This is a genomic window from Nonomuraea sp. NPDC003754, from assembly GCF_053605785.1.
Window position 1 is genome coordinate 1 of sequence record NZ_JBSGJX010000033.1, and the last position, 19,969, is coordinate 19,969.

A 19,969-nucleotide genomic window follows, 5' to 3' on the forward strand; every position below is an offset into this window, starting at 1 on the left:
GTCCGGGGGACCGCCCCCGGACACCGCGACGCCCGGCCGGGCGGTGGCCCAGGCCGGGCGTCGCTGCTACCAGCCGACGCGGGAGGCGTCAGGCGACGGGGTCAGCCAACCGGCGTCGGCCAATCGGATCGGCCAGCTGGATCGGCCGACCGGCGTCGGCCAACCGGGGTCAACCGACCGGGGTCAGCCGACCGGGTCAGCCGACCGGGTCAGGCGCGGCCGGGGAGTCGCCGGCCGCCATCGCTGCGGGGGCCTGCTGGCGGGGCAGCGCGAGCGAGCAGACCGCGACGACGGCGGGGAACACCAGCGCGGCCAGGAAGCCGGCCCGGTATCCGGCCACCGCGGCGTCGGCTGACCCGGCCGCGGCGGAGGCGGCCTGGACGGCGACGAGGTTGAGCGCGGCCAGCCCGAACACGCCGCCCAGCTGCTGGGAGGTCGAGAGCAGGCCGGAGGCGAGCCCCTGCTGGTGGTCGGCGACGCCGGTGGTGGCCACGAACATGCCGGGGGCGAAGCCCAGCCCGCCGCCGATGCCGGAGACGAGCAGTCCGGGCACGACGTGCAGCAGGAAGCTCCCCTCGGCCGGGACGGTGGCCAGCAGCAGCGAGCCCGCGGCGATCAGGAGCGCGGAGGCCAGCAGCACGTTCCGGACGCCGAAACGCCCGACGGCCGCCCCCGACTTGAGCGCCACGACGGTGATGACGGCCGACACCGGGGCGAAGCTGAGCCCCGCCTGCAGCGCGCTCGCGCCGAGCACCTGCTGCATCACCATCGCGGCCAGGAAGACGGTGGCCATGACGGTGGCCGACGAGGCGAAACAGATCACGTTGCCGAGGGTGACGTGCCGGTTGCGGAAGAGCCCCAGGGGGACGATCGGGTCCTGGACTCGCCGTTCGGTCAACCAGAACGCCCCGAGCAGCACCACCGCGGCCAGGCCGAGCAGCGCCACCTGGGCCGAGAGCCCCTGCTCGGCGGCCTGGGAGGCGCCGGTGACCAGGAGCACGAAGGCGCCGGTGAGCAGCGCGGCGCCGACGACGTCGGTCCGCCCCGCGGCCCGGCCGGGAGTGGCGGAGACGCCGAGCAGGACCGCCAGCAGGACCAGGGCGGCGATCGGGACGTTGACGAAGAAGATCCACTCCCAGCCGGCCAGGCCGATCAGCACGCCGCCGAGCAGCTGGCCCGCCACCGCGCCGCCGGCCGAGACGGCTCCCCAGACGCCCATGGCCTTGGCCCGGCCCTCGCCTTCGCCGAAGCTGGTGGTGACGATCGAGAGCGCGGCGGGCGAGACGAGGGCGGCACCCAGGCCCTGCAGGCCGCGTGAGGCGAACAGCATCCAGCCGGTCTCGGCCAGCCCGCAGCCCAGGGAGGCGACCGCGAAGACGACCAGGCCGATCACCATCAGCCTGCGGGCGCCGAACAGGTCGGCCATCCGGCCCGTCGTGACCAGGAAGCCGCCGAACGCCAGCGCGTAGGCGGTCCCGACCCACTGGATGTCGGCCGGGCTGATCCCGAGGTCGGGCTGGATCGTGGGCAGTGCCACGGCCACCACGGCCACGTCGAGAATCAGCATGAACTGTGCCAGGCACAGCACCGCGAGCAGGATGCCCGGACCGCGGCTCGTCGATTGCTCTGAGGTCATCTGTAGTCCTCCGGATTGGTCTGTCCTTGCGTTGGCCCGAACGCGACCGTGCGGTAGCGGCCCCAGTCGGGCCGGGAACCGTCGAGGTCGGTGAAGCCGTACTCGCCGGCCAGCTGCCATGACGACAGCACGCGGCCGTTCCACCTGGCCACGTCCGGGTCCGCGGCGAGGGCGGCCACCGCCCTGCCCACGTAGTGCGGCGACTCGGCCAGCGCGAAGTGGCGGTCCTTGGCGACGGCGTCGCGCCAGTTCTCCTCGGTGACGCCGAAGCCCTCCAGCATCGCCTCCGAGCGGAGGAAGCCGGGGGTGAGCGCGACGGCGGTCAGGCCGTGCTTGCCGAGATCCTCGCCGAGCACGCGGCCCAGCCGCCGTACGCCGGCCTTGACAACGTCGTAGAAGAGGGAGCCGTAGTAGTCGTCGCCGTCGCCATCGGTGATCTCCACCACGAGCCCGCGGCCCCGCCGTACCATCAGCGGAACCAGGCGGTGCAGGGAGACCAGGTGACTCTGGATGCCGTTGCGCCAGGCGGTCAGGGCGTTGGCCAGGTCGTGCTCCCAGAAGGGCTTGCCCCACTCCACGAGTGGGTCGCCGCCCCACACGTCGTTGACCAGGACGTCGAGCCTGCCCGCCACCTCCGACTCCAGCCGCTCGCGCAGCGCGTCGACCTCGGCGGGCTCGGTGAAGTCGCAGCGCACGGGGATGCCGCGCCCGCCGGCCTTCTCGACGAGTTCGGCGGTCTCCTCGATGGTCTCGGGCCGTTTCATGGCGGAGGGCCGGTCGCGCGTGGACCGGCCCGCCGCGTACACGGTGGCGCCCAGCGCGCCGAGGCTGACCGCGATGCCGCGGCCGGCCCCTCGGGTGGCGCCGGCGACGACGGCGACGAGGTCCGCGTGCGTCACAGCGCCCCCGCCCACAGCCCGAAGGCCGTCCCGGTGGGCGCGGTGAGGCAGGCGAAGGCGCCCGACTCCGCGTCGACGAAGGTGGGCGGGACGTCCACCCGCGCGCCGAGCCGGATGGCCAGCTCGACGGAGGCCCGCAGGTCCTCCACGAAGGCGTAGACGAGGGTGCCGGGCGGGCCGCCGGGCGCCGAGTCCGTCGCGGTGATCATGCCGATCTCGTCGGCGCCGTTCCACACCGTCACGCCGAACGGCTCGAACGGTTTGAAGTTCCAGCCGAGCAGCGCGCCGAAGAAGGCGGTGGCCGCTTCGAGGTCGGGGGTGCGCAGCTCGAACCAGTCGACGCGTCCAGGGATCACGACACGCCTCCGTAGTGCCGGTAGGAGGCGGCCAGGTAGTCGGTGACCAGGCTCTTGGCGTCTGGGTCGCTCATGATCGCCAGGATGATCTCCGGCGCCAGGCCGATCGGGTGCTCCAGGCTGTCGTAGAAGCTCCGGGCCGCCGCCTGGTAGTGGCCTTCGAACAGGGAGGTGTCGGTGTGGGACGGCAGCCGCAGCCCCGCCTCGATGGCCGCCGACACGCCGTGGAAGGCGAACTCCTTCACCGCCTCGTCGACGGTCAACGACTCGATCGGCCGCCGCTCGGGCGTGAAGTGCGGCAGCGCCTCGGCCAGGCTCACGCCGCCCAGCAGGTCGTCGACCACGAGCCGGGCGATCTCGGGAGAGCAGTGGAAGCCGTCCCGGTAGGTGCCCGCGACCACCGTCAGCCCCGCCACGGAGGTCCGGCCGATCAGGGGGTAGCCGTCGACCGCCACCGGCCGGTTGCCGACCAGCCAGCGGCGCACGTCGGAGAAGAACAGCCGCTGGTCCAGCTGCTCGCGGGCGACCTGGACGAGGAACTCGCTCATGCCGACGTCCTGGACGTAGGCGGGCGCGCTGTAGACCAGGTTGGTGGCGCCGATGTACTCCACGCCGTCGCCCTGCGGGACCAGGTGCAGGCCGCAGGAGCCCGACCGGTTGGGTGTGCGGACCACGTGCTGGAAGCCGGGGTGCGCCTGCCGTACCGTCTCGACGGCGATGCCCTTGCCGCACAGCACGGGCGGCACGCTGCCGGGCGGCAGCACGTCGAGGAGGGCGCGGCTGAAGGCGCCCGCGGCCAGCACGACACTGTCGCAGGCCAGCACCTCGCCGCCGGCCAGCCTGACCCCGCTGACCCGGCCACCGCTCGTCTCGACCCCGGCGACCTGGTCGTCGATCGTGCCGACGCGCAGCTCCGACAGCGCCCGCTCGAGCGCGGGGAGCACCTCGCGGGCGTCGATGGCGCCCTCCCTGGGCAGGTGGACGGCACGCAGCGGCCTGGCCTCCGCCACGGGCTGCAGACCCACCACGTCCTGGGGGTCGATCTCCTCGTGCGGCTCGTCGAACTTGGCCGCGGCGCTCAGCAGGGCGGCGAAGTTCTCGTCGTCGAGGTGCCCGGACTTCGCGTTCAGCAGCACCGTGGTGCCGGTGGGCGCGCCGTCGCCGAGACCGCCGTTCCCCGACGCCTCCGCCAGCCCGGCCCGCCAGTCGGGCCAGGCGTCCAGGGCGTCCTTGCAGAGCTGGAACTTGGCCTGCCCGGCGGGCGAGAGCAGGGTGTACTTGGTCACCTCGCCGAAGCAGTTGAGCATGGCGCCCGCGGCGACGGACGCGGCGCCCGCCCGCTGCGCCGGGCCGACCACCAGGACGCTGGTGCCGGGGGCTCGCCTGGCCAGTTCGTAGGCGATGGACATGCCGATCACACCGTTGCCGACGACGATGACGTCGGCTTTTCGTGCGCTCATCTCATGGCTCCCAAGGGTCGAAGGATGGTGAGAAGACCAGGGCCGATCCGTCGGAGACCACGTGGCCGGCGCCGGTGCGGATCTCCGAGGGGAGGAAGTTCGGCAGCAGGTGGCTGGTGTCGTAGTAGCGGTGGAACACCGGGGTCTGCGAGCCCGACATCGGCGGGACGATCCAGCTCCAGTCCGCCGGGCACCTGCGGCCGGCCCGCTCCTCTCGGTTCAGGTGGTTGATGAAGCGCTCGGATTCGGTGTGGTGGTCGGTGATGGTCACCCCCGCCTGGTGGAAGGAGTGCAGCACCGCGCGGTTGACCTCGACGAGCGCGCGGTCTCGCCACAGGTGGTGCTCGGCCGAGGTGTCCAGGCCGAAGATCGCGGCCACGGCGGGCAGCACGTCGTACCTGTCGCGGTCGGCGAGGTTGCGCGCGCCGATCTCGGTGCCCATGTACCAGCCGTTGAACGGGGCGGCGGGGTAGTCGACCCCGCCGACGCGCAGCACCATGTTGCTGATCGCGGGTACGGCGTGCCAGCGCAGGCCCAGGCCGGCGAAGGCGGGCTCGTCGGGATGCGCGATGGGCACCTCGAGCACGGCCTCGGACGGCAGCTGCACCAGGAGCGGGTCGCGGCCGGAGGCGTGCACGATCAGGGGCAGCAGGTCGAAGCGGCCCCGCGGTTCGGGCGGCTGCCAGCCCAGCGACGCCGCGGCCGCGGTCAGCCCGACGTTGCGCGGGTCGCCGACGACCCCCGTGGGCGTGCGGTATCCGGCGTACCTGATGAGCTGGTCGTTGCGGATGCGAGGTCCTGGACGGCCGGGCTGGTCGGGGGCGAACACCGTGATGACCGGGCGGATCCGGCCGCCGTTGCTCGCGGCGTGCAGGTGTTCCAGGCATCCGGCCGCGACTCCTTCGGCGTCGCCGACCAGGCGCCGGTCGAGCACCTTGAGACTGCGCCAGTAGAGCCGCCCTATGCACCGCGCGGAGTTGCGCCAGGCCACCCGGGCGCCGAAGGTGAGCTCGGCCTGGGTGTGCCAGTAGGTGCCGGAGTCCTCGATCTGCGCGCGCACCTGCGCCAGCCGCCTGGTCAGGCCGTGGCCGCCCAGCTGCTCGTGATGGTAGAGGCTGACGAAGTGCTCCGCCTCGGCCAGCAGGCGCCGGACGGCGAGGTCGCGCCGCTCCCTGACGGGCCACAGCGTCGCCGTGCGCGGCGCAGGCGCGGCGCTCTTCCCGCTCACGGTCACCTCGGCCCTCCGGTCAGACTTCGTGGAGCTCAAGCTGGTAGCCCAGGCCCCAGACGGTGCGGATCACCAGGCCGAGCGGCTGGATGCGCCGGCGGATCCGCATGATGTGCAGGTCGAGCGCGTTGCGCAGGGACCTGCCCGAGCGCTCAGGCAGGCACTGCTCGAGTTCTTCGCGGCGCACCACGTCCCCGAAGCAGTTGACCAGGCACTGGAGGAGATCGGCCTCCGTCGGGGAGATCGCCGCGGACCGGGAGGCGTATCTGATCACCCCGATGGGGTCGATCTCCGGCACCCGGTCGACCCGTACGCGGGCGCGCAGGGTGGCGACCCGCGCCTCGAGATCGTCGCGGCTGATCGGCGGACGGACCCAGTCCTCCTTGACGTCACCGCAGAACGGCGGTTTGGAGCCGCCTTCGACGATCAGCAGCCGCGGCACACCCAGGGCTCGGAAGTACTCGCGGCGACTCTCCTCGGCGGGCCACCGAACAAGTACGACGTCGATGTCCTTGTGCGTGGACCGCATGTGATCCCACCCTTTGTCGGTCGGTTTCTGCGTACCCATCGGCAACTCGGACTCTAACAAAGGCACTACATATTCTTGAACCTACCCGAATGGGTATGCCCAGCCGTACACCTGAGGGCGGAGATGATGGAAGGCCGAGCGGCGCGAGGCGAACCTTTCATCCGCTAACAGATTCTTTACCGGAATAGCCGATAAGGGTTTTAATCCGGAGCATGCGACCGGAAGCCTCCGCGATAGCGGTCGAGGGCCTCGTCAAGTCCTACGGGCGCACCGCCGCGCTGCGGGGACTGACCATGCACGCGGCCCGCGGGACGGTGGTCTGCCTGATGGGCCCCAACGGCGCCGGCAAGACCACCGTGATCCGCGTCCTGTCGACCTTGACCAGGCCGGACGGCGGCACAGCGATGGTGTGCGGCCACGACGTGGTCCAGGCCGCCGGCCGGGTCCGCACGCTGATCGGCCTGACCGGCCAGGACGCCGCGGTCGACGAGCACCTCACCGCGATGGAGAACCTCTGGCTGTTCGCCCGGCTGAACGGGCTGGCCCGCCGCCTCGCGCGCAGCAGGGTCGCCGAGCTCGTCGAGGCCTTCGATCTCGGACCGGTCGCCGAGCGGCCGGTGCGGACCTACTCCGGCGGCCTGCGCCGGCGGGTGGATCTGGCGGCCGCGCTGGTCGCGGCCCCGCCCGTGCTCTTCGTCGACGAGCCGACGACGGGGCTGGATCCGCGCAGCCGCAGGACGCTGTGGGAGCTGATCCGCGCGCGAGCGCGGGCGGGTTCCACGATCCTGCTGACCACGCAGTACCTGGAGGAAGGCGACCAGCTCGCGGACCGCATCTACGTGGTGGACCAGGGCCGCGCGGTCGCCGAGGGCACGCCGGACGAGCTGAAGGCGAGGATCGGCGGTGAGCGCATCGAGGTCACCCTGGCCCATCCGGCCGCCCTCCCGCTGGCGGCGGCCGAGCTCGAGACGCTGCTCGGCGGCCGTCCCGAGGTGGACGCGGCGGCGCTGACCGTGAGCGTGCTCACCGACGACCGGCCGGGCGTGCTGTCCCGGGCGGTGCGCGGGCTGGACGAGGCGGGAGTGGACGTGACGGACGTACGGCTGCGCAGGCTCACCCTCGACGACGTGTTCTTCGCCTTCACCGGCGCCGAGCCCGCGGCGAACGGGCACCGGCGGTGACCGCGGTCGCGGTCGAGGTGACCTCGCTGGTCCGCCGCAACCTCATCCACCTGCGGCGGCGTCCCGAGCTGCTGGTGTTCTCGATCGTCGAGCCCGTGGTGCTGGTGCTGCTGTTCCGTTACGTCTTCGGCGGCGCCGTCGGCCTCAGCACGGACCTGGCCTATCCCGACTTCATGGTGCCGGGCATCCTGGTGCAGACCGTCACGCTGGGCTCGATCACCATCGGCGCGGGCCTGGCCCAGGACCTGCGGCTGGGGCTGATGGACAGGTTCCGGTCGCTGCCGATCTCCAGGGTGTCGGTGGTGGCCTCGCACGCGCTGGCCGGGCTGCTCCGGAGCTCGGTCGTGGTGCTGGTGATGGCCCTGGTGGGGGTGGCGGTGGGCTTCCGGCCCGCCGCGAGCCCGTCGCAGGCGCTGCTCGCGCTGATCCTGCTGTGGTTGTACGGCGTGGCCATGGCCTGGGTGACGCTGACGCTCGCCCTGATCCTGAGGAGCGTGGAGGCCACCGAGACCATCGGGCTGGGCCTGCTGTTCCCTCTGACGATGCTGAGCAGTGCCTTCGTGCCCATCGAGACCCTGCCAGGGCCCCTGCGTGCCTTCGCCGACCACCAGCCCGTCACCGCGGCCATCGACGCGACCCGTGCGCTGCTGCTGGACCGGCCGGTGGGGGGCGACCTGTGGGCGGCGGTGGCGTGGTCGCTCGCGATCGTCGCGGTCCTCGCGCCGGTGACGGCCGCGCTCTATCAGCGTCGCATTGGTAGATAACTTTTTATATAGCGAAATAAGTACATAGATGTGGCGAATGCCAGGGAATGCTGCCTCTTGACACCTCTCGCTCGCTAGATAAATCTAAAGCGAAAGCAGCACGGCCAACCACAGGAGCAGAGCATGACCGTGAACTACTTCCCCCCCGCCGGCACCGACTACCTCCGGCTCTGGACCGACGCCGTCATCGAGCTGGCCGGCGGCGAGGAGACCATCGAGGCTGACGGCTGGTTCTGCGTGACCCGCAGCAACCCCGAGCGACAGAACCCGAACGCGATCGTCACGCAGATCATCCAGATGTACCTGCCCGGCCGCAGCGAGCACCTCGGCAACTTCGTCTTCAGCCTCAACCCGCAGATCCCCACCATGGGCGAGGAGACCACCTTCGCGGTCAACAAGTTCGACAGCCGGTTCAAGGGCTACTTCAACGTCTACTTCCAGCTCGAGCTGCTGGACCAGGGCAAGACGCTGATCAACAAGGAGCCCGTGGTGATCGAGGGCGTCTTCGGCGCCCTGCCCCCGATCGGCGCCATCGGTGAGATGGCCCCCGGCGACCGCGTCGGCATGTACGACAAGGACAACCCCGACTCCGAGCCCGTGATGTACATGCTGGCCACCAGGAAGATCGTCGGCCAGTACGTCACCGGCGACTACGCCGCCCGCAAGGAGGACTTCCTGGCGGTCAAGGAGCAGGCCGCCGAGTTCGCCCGGACCGGCAGGCTCGGCTCCATCGCCGAGGTGTGAGGTCCGACCCGATTCGAGGCGGGGGCGCGTAGCGGCCCCGCCTCAAAGCGTGCGCGAGGAGAATGTGTGAACACCGGTACGACAGACCGCCGCTGGAGGCTCGTCCCGCCCGGCTACCGCCCGGTCCTGCGCAACCGCCGGTTCATGCGGCTGCTGCCGGGCCTGCTGATCTCCAGATTCGGCGACGGCATGGGCGGGGTGGCCCTGACCTGGCTGGCGCTCGAACTGGCGCCCGCCGATCAGCGCGGCCAGGTCGTCGGGCTGGCCCTGGCCGCCTACGTGTTGCCGGGAGCGCTGTCCGGGCTCCTGCTCGGCCGGTGGTGCGCCCGCCTCGACAGCCGCACGCTGCTGATCACCGACGCGCTGCTGCGTGCCGCCCTGCTGTCGTCGGTCATGGTGCTGCACCGGTTCGACGCCCTGTCGGCCTTCGGCTACATCGGCATCCTCGCGCTCTCCTCCCTCTTCCACACCTGGGGCATGGGGGCCAGGACCGCGGTCGTGGCCGAGCTCGTGGACGAGGAGGAGGACCGGCGCGCGGCCAACTCCCTGCTGTACTCCGGCGGCCAGCTCAGCCTGATCCTGGGCCCGGCCGTCGCCGGCCTGCTGGCCACGGCGATCGGCCCCGACGCGGTGCTGGCCACCAACGGGCTGTGCTTCCTGGTGCTGGCCGTCTCGCTCGTGGGCTTCCCGCGCCTCGGCCGGCCCCCGGCGGAGGAGGCCGAGGGGCTGGGCAGCATGCTCCCCGGGCTGCGCGCCCTGTTCGGCAACGTGCGGGTGGCCACGCTGATCGTGATGACCTTCGTGGTGGCCGTCATCGCCACCCCCGTCGACGTCGCCCTGCCTGTCTACGTGGCCGACATCCTGGGCGGCTCAGCGAGCACGCTCGGGCTGTTCTGGACGCTGTACGGCGTGGGCGGCCTCGCGGGGGCGATCCTGGGCGGCGCCCTGCGCAGGATCCCGCTCTGGCCGGCCACCATCGCCATCGCCTTCGGCTGCGGCGCCGCGGTGCTGCCGCTCGGGCTGACGGCCATGTTCCTGCCCGCCCTCATCGGCTTCGCCATCAGCGGCTTCGTCTTCGCGCCCTACCCCGCCCTGTCGACCACCCTGCTCCAGCAGTCCATTCCCGCCGCCGCGATGGTGGCCGCGGGAACCGCCTGGTCGAGCATGATCCTGGTGGCCGAGCCGATCGGCTCGGCCCTCGGCGGCGCCATGGTGCAGCGGCTCGGGCCGCAGCCCACCATCCTCATCTCCGCCTTCGCCATGATGGGCGTGGCGCTGCTGGCCTGCCTGCCCTCCCTCCTGTCGCGCCTGCTCCGCAGGCCCCAGCCCGTCGGAGCGCCCGATGCGTGACACCGGCTCAGTGGACCAGTTCAACCGCATGGCCCGCCGCTACGACAGCAGCCCCGGCCAGTACGGCTGCCGCCGCGCCGACCCCGACGTGCTCGCGGCGGCGGCCGACCTGTCCCCTGACACGGTGCTGGACGTGGGCTGCGGCACCGGGCGGTTGCTGAGCCTGGCCGCCGGCCGGTGGCCGCGGGCCCGCCTGTACGGCGTGGACCCGGCCGGTGAGATGGTTCGCGTGGCGGGCGAGAAGCTGCCGCGGGCCCGCCTCCACGTGTGCGGCGCCGAGCGGCTGCCGTTTCCGGACCGGAGCTTCGACCTGGTGCTCAGCACCACGGCGTTCGGCCACTGGCAGGACCAGCCCGCCGGGTTGCGGGAGATCGCCCGTGTGCTGCGCCGTCCCGGCCGGCTCGTGCTGGCCGAGCACCGGCCGCCGCCGCGCTGGGCCCGACCGCTCCTGCGCCTGGTCGGCGGCGAGCTGCCGGCGCACCGCACTCCGGAGGAGACGCGGCACCTGCTGACGCAGGCGGGTTTCCAGGTGCGGAGCATCGGGCGGGTGCGGGGCGGGCTGGTGCTGGCGGTCGCCGAGCCGGCGAGCTGACCGGCTCCCGCCCTCGCCGCGGGAGCCGGTCAGCACGTTCCTGGACGGGCACGCCGGTCAGCACGGCCCGCGGACCCGCACTCCGGTCAGCACGGCCTTCGGACCCGCACGCCGGTCAGCACGGCCCGCGGACCCGCACGCCGGTCAGCTCACCTTGCGCTCGATCGGCACGCCGGTCAGCAGCGCCTTGAACAGCACCGGCTTGGCCTCGTTCTGGAAGTCCACGTCCGCGTGGAAGTCGTTGATCATCCCTTCCAGCACCAGCAACGACAGCAGCGGGAAGACGAACTCGGGGGCGGCGTACAGGCCGCTGCGCCGCTGCAGGTCGAAGAGCTTGGCGGCGAAGGGCGCCAGGCGGAAGTCGCGCGCCGGACGGCTGGCCGCCCCGGCGACCAGCGCCCCGATGCCTTCGCGGAAGGCGTCCAGATCGGCGTGCTCGCCGATGCTCCTGGCGCTGCGGATGACGATGCCGGCGCAGTAGGGGCCGTTGCCGCGCGCCATGTTGAGGAAGAACTCGGCGAACAGGCGGCGCACCTTCGGCTCCAGCCGGACCACGAAGCCCGCGTCGAGGATGACGATGCCGCCGTCCGGCGCGATGTACAGGTTGCCCGGATGCAGGTCGCAGTGGACCAGGCCGTTGATGAAGAGCATGCGGTACGCGCACCGGAGCACCCGCCTGACCACCAGCTCGGCCACCTCGGCCGGCAGTTCGGCCGGCTCGATCCGCCGCAGGCCGGGCAGGTACTCCATGACCAGCACCCCCTCGGCCCCCGCTTCGCGCACGGGTTCGGGGACGCGCAGGTAGGCCAGGTCCCCGAGGTTGCGGCGCAGCGCGTCGAGCGCGTCGGCCTCGGCCGCGAAGTCGAGCTGGGCCAGCACGGCGTCGCGGCACTGCCCGACGATCTCGCCGGCGGGCAGCCCCCGCATGCCGGGCAGGCGCTGCATGAGACGGGCGCCCGATTCGGCCAGGGCGAAGTCGGCGCGCATGCGCGGAGCGATCCCCACGCGGCGCACCTTGACGGCCACCTGCCGCCCGTCGGTCAGCACGGCCCGATAGACGCACGCGATGCTGCCGCTGGCGATCGGCTCCCAGTCGAAGTCGGCGAAGGGCCACGGGCGGCCCGCGTAGGCCGACCGCACCGCCTCGCGGGCATCCTGCTCGCTCATCGGGGCCACCTGGTCGTGGAGCCGGCCGAGCGCCTCGCAGATCTCCCGCGGCAGCAGATCCTGCCGGGTGCTGAGCAGCTGGGCGCCCTTGACGAAGCTGGGCCCCAGCTCGGTCACCAGCGTGCGCAGCTGCTTCCTGAGCACCGCGCGACGGCTTCCCCTGCCGCTCAGGGCGATCGCCGGCAGGGCGGCGCAGCTCCGGCGCACGGTGACTGCGGCGATGGCGAGGGCACGGCTCCAGGTTCGAAATGCCATTGCGGGCCCCTCGGTCGGTGATGTCCTCAGCGTGCCGCATATACGAAAAGGCAATGGCGATCGATTGCTGGATCCCGAAAGATTCCACCTATTTCAGAGAAGCGCACCCTATATCTACTGATATGCAACCAATCACTTTGCCCGGCATCGAGGAATACGCCCTTGCGCACACCACTCCGGACCCCCCGAGCCTGCTGGCGCTCGCGGCGGAGACCCAGGCAAGGTGTGAGCGGCCGCACATGATGGTGGGACCGGTGGAAGCGCGTTTCCTGCAATTCCTGGTGTGGACGTTGCGTCCCAGGGCCGTCCTGGAAATCGGTACATTCACCGGCTATTCCGCGTTGTCCATGGCCGGCGAGTTGCCGCCCGACGGACACATTGTCACGTGCGAACTCAGCCAGGAGCACGCCGACATAGCGCGCAAGCACATCGCGACGGCGGGCCACGACGACCGCATCACGGTCGTCGTCGGGCCGGCCATGGAGACGATCCGCACGCTGCCCGGCCCCTTCGACCTCATCCTGCTCGACGCCGACCAGGCCCACTTCCCCGAGTACCTGGACGAGCTGGTGCCCAAGCTCGCCGACAGGGGCGTGCTCGCCGTCGACAACACCCTGTGGAGCGGGGCCGTCCTCGACCCGTCCGACACGCTGGACAGCACCGAGGGCATCCGCCGTTTCAACGACCTGGTGGCCGCGCGTACGGACCTGGTCTCGGTGCTCCTCAGCGTGCGGGACGGGCTGACCCTCATCCGCCGTGCCCCGGGAGGAACGCAGACGTGACCCCGCACGGCATCGACCACCTCGAACTGTTCACCGGCGAGCCCGCCCGGCTGACCGCCTACCTGCGGGACGGCCTCGGCTTCACCGAGCACGCCGACGTGCCCTTCCCCGTCGAGGACCGCACGTCGGTGCTGCTGACCCAGGGACACATCGAGCTCGTCGTGAGCGCGCCGCGGCAGCAGGGCAGGGCCGCCGCCTTCGTCGCCAGGCACGGCGAGGGGGTCGCCGACATCGCCCTCCGCGTCGCCGACGCGGAGGCCGCCTTCGACGCGGCCGTCGCGCGCGGGGCCAGGCCCGTGCGGGAGCCCACCACGTTCGGGCAGACGGTCATCGGGGTCGTCGGCGGGCCGGGAGACGTCGTGCACTCGCTCGTCGAAAGACCCGGACGCGAGCCCTCAGGCGCCGGCCCGCTGCTCCTGGTCGACCACGTCGCCATGTGCCTGCCCGCCGGGATGCTCGCCCCCTCCATCAGGTTCTACCGCGACGTCTTCGGCTTCGAGACGATCTTCGAGGAGAAGATCGAGATCGGTGACCAGGGCATGGACTCCAAAGTGGTGCAGAGCCCGTCGGGCGGCATCACGTTCACGCTGATCGAGCCGGACATCGCCCGCGCCCCCGGGCAGATCGACGCGTTCCTGGACCGGCACGGCGGCGCGGGAGTGCAGCACGTGGCGCTCATGACCGACGACATCGTGAGCTCCGTGGCCGAGCTCGAGGCCCGCGACGTGGAGTTCCTCACCGCCCCGCTGCGCTACTACGACACCCTCGCCGAGCGCGTGACCACCATGACCGACCGCATCCAGGTCCTGCGCGAGCGGAACGTGCTGGTCGACCGGGACCACTGGGGTGTGCTGCTGCAGATCTTCACCAAGCCCGTCCATCCCTCCGGCGCCTTCTTCTTCGAGCTCATCGAGCGGCGAGAGGCCAGGACGTTCGGCAGCGGCAACGTCCGCGCGCTGTACGAGGCCGTGGAGCAGGAGCGCCGGGCCTCCCTCGCGGCGAGACCGTGATGACGACCTCCGCGCTCGGCCAGGAGCCGTCCGTCGCCCTGCGGACGGAGGACTTCGCCGTCCTGGCACAGGCCCGGCTCGATCCCGCCGTCTGGGACTTCCTGTCCGGCGGAAGCGGCGCGGAGCGCACCCTCGCCGGCAACCTGCGGGCCTTCGACGCGGTACGGCTGCGCCCGCGGATCCTGACCGGCACGGCCGAACCGGACACCCACGTCGACGTGTGCGGGCACCGGTGGCCGGTGCCCTTCGCGATCGCCCCCGTCGCCTGCCACCGGCTGCTGCACCCGGAGGGAGAGGTCGCCACCGTCAGGGGAGCGGGAGCGCTGGGCGCCGTCACGATCGTGCCCATGCTGGCCAGCCGGACGCTGGAGGACATCAGCAGGGCGGCGGCCGGGGCCCCGCTGTGGCTGCAGCTCTTCTGGACCAGGGACCGCGGCCTCATGACCGAGCTCGTCCGGCGGGCCGAGAGCGCCGGATACGGCGCCCTGGTCATCACCTCGGACATGCCCGTGATGGCCAGGCGGCTGCGCGACCTGCGCAACCGCTTCGTGATCGAGCCGGAGCTCGGCCCGGTCAACCTCGGCTCCGCCGGGGTGCAGGTGCGCGGCGGCGAAGGCGAGTCGGGGGTGAGGGCGCACGCGGCCAGGACCTTCGACCCCACCGCCACCTGGCACGACCTGGAGTGGCTGCGCTCCACCACCAGGCTGCCCGTGATCGTCAAGGGCGTGCTCACCGACCGCGACGCGGCGCTGGCCGTACGGCACGGCGCCCAGGGCGTCGTGGTCTCCAACCACGGCGGGCGGCAGCTGGACGGGGCGCAGTCCTCGCTCACCGCCCTGCGCGAGGTGGCGGACGCGCTCGGCGGCCGGGTGCCGGTGCTCGTGGACGGCGGCGTGCGCAGGGGCGTCGACGTGCTGGTCGCGCTGGCCGCCGGCGCCGACGCGGTGCTGCTCGGCCGCGCGCCCATGTGGGGCCTCGCCGCGGCGGGCGAGCGGGGCGTGCGGGAGGTGCTCGCGCTGATCCTCGAGGAGCTGGAGGAGGCCATGCTCCTGTGCGGTGCCGCGACCACGGCCGATCTCGGGCCCGGCCTGCTGTCGTGGAGCGCGCCATGACCGCGCTGCTCAACGAGATCCCGGCCGAGGACCTGTGTCCCGCGCTGGGGCATCCCGTGCTGAGCTCGGCCGCCTTCCTCAACGAGGTCGCCGGCCGCTACCCGCGGGCCGTCTCCCTGGCCGCGGGCCGGCCGTACGACGGCTTCTTCGACCCCGCCGAGCTCGGCGACAACCTGCTGGCCTACCAGGAGCACCTGATCGGGCGCGAGGGACTGTCCCCCGGCGAGGTCACCCGCCGCCTCTTCCAGTACGGCAGGACCGCCGGGCACATCCACGGCCTGATCGCCGAGCTGATCGCCAACGACGAGGGCATCCACGTGCCGGCCGAGTCGATCGTCGTGGTCAACGGGGCGCAGGAAGGCATGCTGATCACGCTCAGGGCGCTCTGCAACGCGCCCGGCGACGTGCTGCTCACCACCTCTCCCGCCTACATCGGCATTCTCGGTGCGGCCAGGCTGCTCGGCATCAGCTGCGCCGCGGTGGCCGAGGACGAGGACGGCGTGGATCCCGCGGCCGTCGCGGCCGTCGCGCGCCGCCTGCGCGCCAGCGGCCGGCGCCCCCGTGCCCTGTATCTGGTGCCGGACTTCTCCAACCCCAGCGGCCACACGCTCAGCGCGGAGCGTCGCGGCGCCCTGCTGCGCGTGGCCGAGGACGAGGGGTTGCTGATCCTGGAGGACAGCCCCTACGGCTTTCTCGCCGACCCGCCGCTGCCCAGCCTGAAGTCGCTGGACACCTCCGGCCGGGTGATCCACATCGGTTCCTTCGCCAAGACGTGCTTCCCCGGGGCCAGGGTCGGCTACGTCGTCGCCGACCAGGTGGTACGGCACGCCGACGGCTCGCGCTCGACGCTGGCGGACCAGCTCGCCCTGATCCGCAGCATGATCACGGTCAACACCTCGTCGGTGGCCCAGGCCGTGATCGGCGGCATCCTCGTGCGTTCGCGATGCCGGCTGCGCGAGCACAACGCCGAGCGGATCCGCTTCTATCGCGAGAACCTGGCCGCCCTGCTGCGCGCCCTGGACCACTGGCTGCCCGATGACGTCAGGAACCGGCTCGGAGTGTCGTGGAACGCGCCGGGCGCCGGCTTCTTCGTGGTGGTCAGGGTGCCCTTCCCGGCGGACGAGAACCTGCTCACCGTCTCCGCGCGCGACTACGGCGTGGTGTGGACGCCCATGAGCTACTTCTTCGCCGACGGCGGCGGATCCCGCGCGATACGGCTGTCGTGCAGCTCGGTGAGCGCCGCCGACCTCGAGGAGGGCGCGCGCCGGCTCGCCCTGCTGGTGCGCGACACAGCCCAGATGAGGAGATGATTGCCATGGCTGCTGATGGAACGGCGGTCCGGCGGCCGTTCACCGGCGACGAGTATCTGGAAAGTCTCCGCGACGGACGGGAGATCTGGATCCACGGCGAGCGCGTCAAGGACGTCACGGAACATCCCGCCTTCCGCAACAACGCCAGAACCATCGCCGGTCTCTACGACGCGCTGTGGGACTCCCCCGACAGGGACGTGCTGACGACGGAGACCGACACCGGCAACGGCGGCTTCACCCACCGCTTCTTCCGCTCCCCCGCCGACGCCGTCGAGCTGCGGCGCAGCCGCGACGCGATCGCGGCCTGGCAGCGGCGGGTGTACGGCTGGCTGGGCCGTTCCCCCGACTACAAGGCCTCCTTCCTGGCCACCCTCGGCGCCAACGCGGACTTCTACGGCGAGTACGCGGGCAACGCCCGCCACTGGTACCGCCTCGCCCAGGAGCGGGTGCTGCACCTCAACCACGCCCTGGTGCATCCGCCGGTGGACCGGCACCGGCCCCCGGACGAGGTGGCCGACGTGTACGTGCACGTCGAGCGAGAGACCGACGAGGGCATCGTGGTGAGCGGCGCGAAGGTGGTGGCCACCGGCTCGGCCCTGACGCACTACAACTTCATCGCCCACCACGGACTGCCGGTGAAGGAGAAGCGGTTCGGCGTGGTGTTCATCGCCGCCATGGACACCCCCGGCGTCAAGCTGCTGTGCCGCCCCTCCTACGAGCTGGCCGCGGCCACCCTGGGCAGCCCGTTCGACTACCCGCTGGCCAGCCGCATGGACGAGAACGACACGGTGATCGTCTTCGACCGGGCGCTGATCCCCTGGGAGAACGTGCTCGTCTACGGCGACGTGGAGAAGGCCAACACCTTCTTCCACAACTCCGGCTTCCTGCCCAGGTTCGCCCTCCACGGTGTCACCCGGCTGGCAGTCAAGCTCGACTTCATCTGCGGGCTGCTGATCAGGGCGGTGGAGATCAACGGCACCGACGACTTCAGGGGCGTCCAGGCCAACATCGGCGAGGCCATGGTGTGGCGGCACCTGATGTGGGCGCTGTCGGACGCGATGATCCAGGGCTGCCGCCCGTGGAACGAGGGTTACGTGCAGCCCAGCGAGGAGTACGCGCTGGCCTACCGGGTGCTGGCCCCCATCGCCTACGGCAAGGTCAGGGAGCTGGTCCTGCACACCGCGGGCAGCGGGCTGATCTACCTCAACTCCGGCGTGGCCGACTTCCACAACGAGGAGGTCCGGCCGTACCTGGACCAGTACCTGCGCGGCTCGCACGGGCACACCGCGGAGAACCGGGTCAAGGTCATGAAGCTGCTCTGGGACGCGGTCGGCAGCGAGTTCGCCGGGCGGCAGGAACTGTACGAGCGCAGCTACGCCGGCAACGCCGAGGAGAACCGGGTGCAGGTGCTGCGCAAGGGCAAGGCCGCGGGGGTGGCGGGAGACATGCTCGACCTCGTCGACGTGTGCCTGTCCGAATACGACCTCACAGGCTGGATCACCCCCCGCCTGGCCGGCCCCTGAACATCCTGGGGGGAAAGGTGAGCGACCAGCCGCTGATCGACGGCGCCGACCTGGTGGCCGTGGCACAGAAGTACGTCGACGGTGCCTCGGTGTTCGCGTCAGGGCGTCAGCCGCTGTCCAGGCTCGCCTCCGTCACCCTCGACCTGGACCTCGACTACTGCAGGGCGGTCGCCGACTACTACGACCGCTCCCCCCGCATGGCCTACTCCCCCGCGGTCAGGCGCAGTTACGACCGCATGAAGGAGGAGAACGCCGAGCAGTTCCACGCGATCACCGCGGCCGGGATCGAGGTCGAGCCCTGGCTCGGCCCCGGCCAGCCGTACCGCGGCTCGCGCGACCTGCGGGCCGGGGTGTTCAGGACGGGCACGATCCACGTCTTCCTGACCCGCGACGGGCACGGTCCCGGCGGGATCCACGGCTACCACCCGCTCAGGGAGGGCTCCGGGATCGTGATCCGCGGCATCGAGTTCACCCACAACGACATCTTCCGCGTCGTGCACGACGTCTTCGGCCACGTCATGCCGGGCAACAGCTTCGGACCGCGGGGCGAGCTCCTGGCGGCCTACTGCCACATGCACATGTACTCCGACGACGTGCACCCGGTCATCTTCATCGAGCACGTCGGCCAGATCTGCTGGTTCTTCTACGGGCCGCACCTGCGTGACCCGGCGGGACTCCTGCCCAGGCCGGGCGAGCCCGGCTACGTCCCGCCTCCGGACCGGCCGTACGCCGCGCAGAAGGTCTTCCCCTTCGAGCGGAAGTACATCGACCGGTTTCACAGCATGTTCTCCACACGGGAGTTGGGATGACACACAGCCTGGAGCACTTCGTCCTGTCCGAGACGGTCAGGGAGGACTTCCCCTTCCTGCGGCAGGGCGAGCCGCTCGTCTACCTTGACAACGCGGCGACCACGCAGAAGCCGCAGGCCGTCCTCGACGCGCTGATCGACTACTACACCCGCAGCAACAGCAACGTCGGGCGCGGCTACTACCGGCTGAGCATGGAGTCGACCGAACGCTACGAGCAGGCCAGAGCGGTCGTCCAGCGCGCTCTCGGGGCCCGGCACACCGAAGAGGTGATCTTCACCAGGAGCACGACCGACGCCACCAACCTCGTGGTCGACACCCTCGGCAGGCAGCTGGTGCGGGCGGGCGACCAGGTCGTGGTCACCGGCATGGAGCACAACTCCAACCTGCTGCCCTGGCGGCGGCTGTGCGAGGAGACGGGCGCCAAGCTCGTCGTCGTGCCCGTCAACGCCCAGGGCCGCGTGGACACCGCCGCCTTCGCCGCCGCGCTGGGGCCGCGCACCAGGCTCGCGGCCGTCGCGCACGTCTCCAACGTGCTCGGCACGGTCAACCCGGTCCAGGAGCTGGTCGCCGAGGCGCACCGGCACGGCGTCATCGTGATGGTCGACGGCGCCCAGGCGGTGCCCCACCGGCCGGTGGACGTCGCCGAGCTGGGAGCCGACTTCTACTGCTTCTCCGGGCACAAGGTCTACGGGCCCATGGGCATCGGCGTGCTGTACGGCAGGCGCGAGCTGCTCTCCGAGCTGCCGCCGTACCAGGTGGGCGGCGGCACGGTGAAGGGGGTGACCTTCGCCGAGCCGGTCGAGTACGTGCCCGTGCCCAACCGGCTGGAGGCCGGCACCCCGCACGTCGCGGGGGCGGTCGCGCTCGCGGCCGCCTTCGAGTACCTGGAGCACCTGGGCTGGGACGCCGTGCGGCGGCACGACGACACGCTGGTGCGCGCGACGCTCGACGCCGTGGCCGGCCTGGACGGCGTGCGCGTCGTCGGCGATCCGGGCAGCGACCCCTGCGGGATCGTCTCCCTGTCCTTCGAGGGCCTGCACCCCTACGACGTGGGCGGCCACCTCGACCGGCACGGCATCGCCGTGCGCTGCGGGGTGCACTGCGCCAGCACCTTCCTCGACGACCTCGGGCTGGTCGGCACCGTTCGCATCTCGTTCGGCGTGTACAACACGCCGGCGGAGATCGAACGGCTCCGCGACGTCCTGGCGACCGTCGAGCCGGGCTTCTGGACCCTCGAGCAGCCGACCACCCGATTCCTCTGA

At 71.7% G+C, this 19,969-nt stretch carries 19 protein-coding genes; 12 read left to right on the top strand and 7 right to left on the bottom strand.

Going from position 1 to position 19,969, the window contains the following annotated elements; all coding sequences use genetic code 11:
- Positions 1-196: 196 nt before the first annotated feature.
- The 6 genes from ACWEVS_RS32505 to ACWEVS_RS32530 are packed head-to-tail and all read right to left on the bottom strand — an operon-like array spanning position 197 to position 6,108.
- Positions 197-1,636 carry an MFS transporter gene (locus ACWEVS_RS32505; protein WP_452554494.1) on the bottom strand — a complete coding sequence of 480 codons (1,440 nt, stop codon included), beginning with the start codon at positions 1,634-1,636 and terminating at the stop codon, positions 197-199.
- Entirely contained in the window at positions 1,633-2,535 is a 903-nt protein-coding gene (locus ACWEVS_RS32510; protein WP_452554495.1) for an SDR family oxidoreductase, read from the bottom strand. The genes ACWEVS_RS32505 and ACWEVS_RS32510 overlap by 4 nt, the downstream gene beginning before the upstream one ends.
- Positions 2,532-2,891 carry a VOC family protein gene (locus ACWEVS_RS32515; protein WP_449928706.1) on the bottom strand — a complete coding sequence of 120 codons (360 nt, stop codon included), beginning with the start codon at positions 2,889-2,891 and terminating at the stop codon, positions 2,532-2,534. The genes ACWEVS_RS32510 and ACWEVS_RS32515 overlap by 4 nt, the downstream gene beginning before the upstream one ends.
- Positions 2,888-4,351 carry an NAD(P)/FAD-dependent oxidoreductase gene (locus ACWEVS_RS32520; protein WP_452554496.1) on the bottom strand — a complete coding sequence of 488 codons (1,464 nt, stop codon included), beginning with the start codon at positions 4,349-4,351 and terminating at the stop codon, positions 2,888-2,890. The genes ACWEVS_RS32515 and ACWEVS_RS32520 overlap by 4 nt, the downstream gene beginning before the upstream one ends.
- 1 nt (position 4,352) lies before the next feature.
- Positions 4,353-5,579 carry a nitric oxide synthase oxygenase gene (locus tag ACWEVS_RS32525; RefSeq protein ID WP_452554497.1) on the bottom strand — a complete coding sequence of 409 codons (1,227 nt, stop codon included), beginning with the start codon at positions 5,577-5,579 and terminating at the stop codon, positions 4,353-4,355.
- Between the two features lie 19 nt (positions 5,580-5,598).
- Positions 5,599-6,108: a winged helix-turn-helix domain-containing protein gene (locus ACWEVS_RS32530; RefSeq protein WP_354915431.1), complete on the bottom strand. Its 510-nt coding sequence runs from the start codon at positions 6,106-6,108 to the stop codon at positions 5,599-5,601.
- Between the two features lie 212 nt (positions 6,109-6,320).
- On the opposite strand from ACWEVS_RS32530, the gene ACWEVS_RS32535 reads away from it, so the two are divergent.
- The 5 genes from ACWEVS_RS32535 (at position 6,321) to ACWEVS_RS32555 (ending at position 10,739) form a co-directional block, all read left to right on the top strand.
- Complete coding sequence (locus tag ACWEVS_RS32535; protein ID WP_452418226.1) at positions 6,321-7,289, top strand: ATP-binding cassette domain-containing protein; 969 nt, start codon at positions 6,321-6,323, stop codon at positions 7,287-7,289.
- Entirely contained in the window at positions 7,286-8,053 is a 768-nt protein-coding gene (locus tag ACWEVS_RS32540) for an ABC transporter permease (RefSeq protein WP_354915436.1), read from the top strand. The genes ACWEVS_RS32535 and ACWEVS_RS32540 overlap by 4 nt, the downstream gene beginning before the upstream one ends.
- Before the next feature lie 123 nt (positions 8,054-8,176).
- Complete coding sequence (locus tag ACWEVS_RS32545; protein WP_354915439.1) at positions 8,177-8,797, top strand: DUF6073 family protein; 621 nt, start codon at positions 8,177-8,179, stop codon at positions 8,795-8,797.
- A gap of 66 nt (positions 8,798-8,863) precedes the next feature.
- A complete protein-coding gene (locus ACWEVS_RS32550; RefSeq protein WP_449928698.1) occupies positions 8,864-10,147 on the top strand; it encodes an MFS transporter in 1,284 nt (427 codons plus the stop codon).
- Positions 10,140-10,739 (top strand): class I SAM-dependent methyltransferase, encoded by a 600-nt coding sequence (locus ACWEVS_RS32555; protein WP_449928696.1) that lies wholly within the window; start codon positions 10,140-10,142, stop codon positions 10,737-10,739. The genes ACWEVS_RS32550 and ACWEVS_RS32555 overlap by 8 nt, the downstream gene beginning before the upstream one ends.
- Positions 10,740-10,883: 144 nt before the next feature.
- Here the strand turns inward: ACWEVS_RS32555 and ACWEVS_RS32560 are convergent, their stop codons facing one another.
- Positions 10,884-12,161: an ABC1 kinase family protein gene (locus tag ACWEVS_RS32560; protein ID WP_449928694.1), complete on the bottom strand. Its 1,278-nt coding sequence runs from the start codon at positions 12,159-12,161 to the stop codon at positions 10,884-10,886.
- 122 nt (positions 12,162-12,283) lie between these two features.
- Here ACWEVS_RS32560 and ACWEVS_RS32565 point away from each other — a divergent pair, with 122 nt between their 5' ends.
- Genes ACWEVS_RS32565 through ACWEVS_RS32595 form a run of 7 tightly spaced genes read left to right on the top strand, consistent with a single transcriptional unit; the run spans position 12,284 to position 19,969 of the window.
- Positions 12,284-12,943 (top strand): O-methyltransferase, encoded by a 660-nt coding sequence (locus ACWEVS_RS32565; RefSeq protein ID WP_452554572.1) that lies wholly within the window; start codon positions 12,284-12,286, stop codon positions 12,941-12,943.
- A complete protein-coding gene (hppD, locus tag ACWEVS_RS32570; protein WP_449928690.1) occupies positions 12,940-13,953 on the top strand; it encodes a 4-hydroxyphenylpyruvate dioxygenase in 1,014 nt (337 codons plus the stop codon). Before ACWEVS_RS32565 ends, hppD begins: the two co-directional genes overlap by 4 nt.
- Entirely contained in the window at positions 13,953-15,065 is a 1,113-nt protein-coding gene (locus tag ACWEVS_RS32575; protein WP_452554498.1) for an alpha-hydroxy acid oxidase, read from the top strand. The genes hppD and ACWEVS_RS32575 overlap by 1 nt, the downstream gene beginning before the upstream one ends.
- Positions 15,062-16,375, top strand: a complete 1,314-nt coding sequence (locus ACWEVS_RS32580; RefSeq protein ID WP_449928686.1) for an aminotransferase-like domain-containing protein — start codon at positions 15,062-15,064, stop codon at positions 16,373-16,375. Before ACWEVS_RS32575 ends, ACWEVS_RS32580 begins: the two co-directional genes overlap by 4 nt.
- A gap of 5 nt (positions 16,376-16,380) precedes the next feature.
- Entirely contained in the window at positions 16,381-17,898 is a 1,518-nt protein-coding gene (locus tag ACWEVS_RS32585) for a 4-hydroxyphenylacetate 3-hydroxylase N-terminal domain-containing protein (RefSeq protein ID WP_452418235.1), read from the top strand.
- 17 nt (positions 17,899-17,915) lie between these two features.
- Positions 17,916-18,707 (top strand): hypothetical protein, encoded by a 792-nt coding sequence (locus ACWEVS_RS32590; RefSeq protein WP_452418237.1) that lies wholly within the window; start codon positions 17,916-17,918, stop codon positions 18,705-18,707.
- On the top strand, positions 18,704-19,969 hold the full coding sequence (locus ACWEVS_RS32595) for an aminotransferase class V-fold PLP-dependent enzyme (RefSeq protein ID WP_452554499.1): 1,266 nt from the start codon (positions 18,704-18,706) through the stop codon (positions 19,967-19,969). The genes ACWEVS_RS32590 and ACWEVS_RS32595 overlap by 4 nt, the downstream gene beginning before the upstream one ends.

Excerpts from the sequence above, each read along its gene's own strand:
- ACWEVS_RS32505 (WP_452554494.1), bottom strand. The coding sequence starts at position 1,636 with ATGACCTCAGAGCAATCGACGAGCCGCGGTCCGGGCATCCTGCTCGCG.
- ACWEVS_RS32520 (WP_452554496.1), bottom strand. The coding sequence starts at position 4,351 with ATGAGCGCACGAAAAGCCGACGTCATCGTCGTCGGCAACGGTGTGATC.
- ACWEVS_RS32530 (WP_354915431.1), bottom strand. The coding sequence starts at position 6,108 with ATGCGGTCCACGCACAAGGACATCGACGTCGTACTTGTTCGGTGGCCC.
- ACWEVS_RS32535 (WP_452418226.1), top strand. The coding sequence starts at position 6,321 with ATGCGACCGGAAGCCTCCGCGATAGCGGTCGAGGGCCTCGTCAAGTCC.
- ACWEVS_RS32545 (WP_354915439.1), top strand. The coding sequence starts at position 8,177 with ATGACCGTGAACTACTTCCCCCCCGCCGGCACCGACTACCTCCGGCTC.
- ACWEVS_RS32555 (WP_449928696.1), top strand. The coding sequence starts at position 10,140 with ATGCGTGACACCGGCTCAGTGGACCAGTTCAACCGCATGGCCCGCCGC.
- ACWEVS_RS32560 (WP_449928694.1), bottom strand. The coding sequence starts at position 12,161 with ATGGCATTTCGAACCTGGAGCCGTGCCCTCGCCATCGCCGCAGTCACC.
- ACWEVS_RS32565 (WP_452554572.1), top strand. The coding sequence starts at position 12,284 with ATGCAACCAATCACTTTGCCCGGCATCGAGGAATACGCCCTTGCGCAC.
- ACWEVS_RS32575 (WP_452554498.1), top strand. The coding sequence starts at position 13,953 with ATGACGACCTCCGCGCTCGGCCAGGAGCCGTCCGTCGCCCTGCGGACG.
- ACWEVS_RS32580 (WP_449928686.1), top strand. The coding sequence starts at position 15,062 with ATGACCGCGCTGCTCAACGAGATCCCGGCCGAGGACCTGTGTCCCGCG.
- ACWEVS_RS32585 (WP_452418235.1), top strand. The coding sequence starts at position 16,381 with ATGGCTGCTGATGGAACGGCGGTCCGGCGGCCGTTCACCGGCGACGAG.
- ACWEVS_RS32595 (WP_452554499.1), top strand. The coding sequence starts at position 18,704 with ATGACACACAGCCTGGAGCACTTCGTCCTGTCCGAGACGGTCAGGGAG.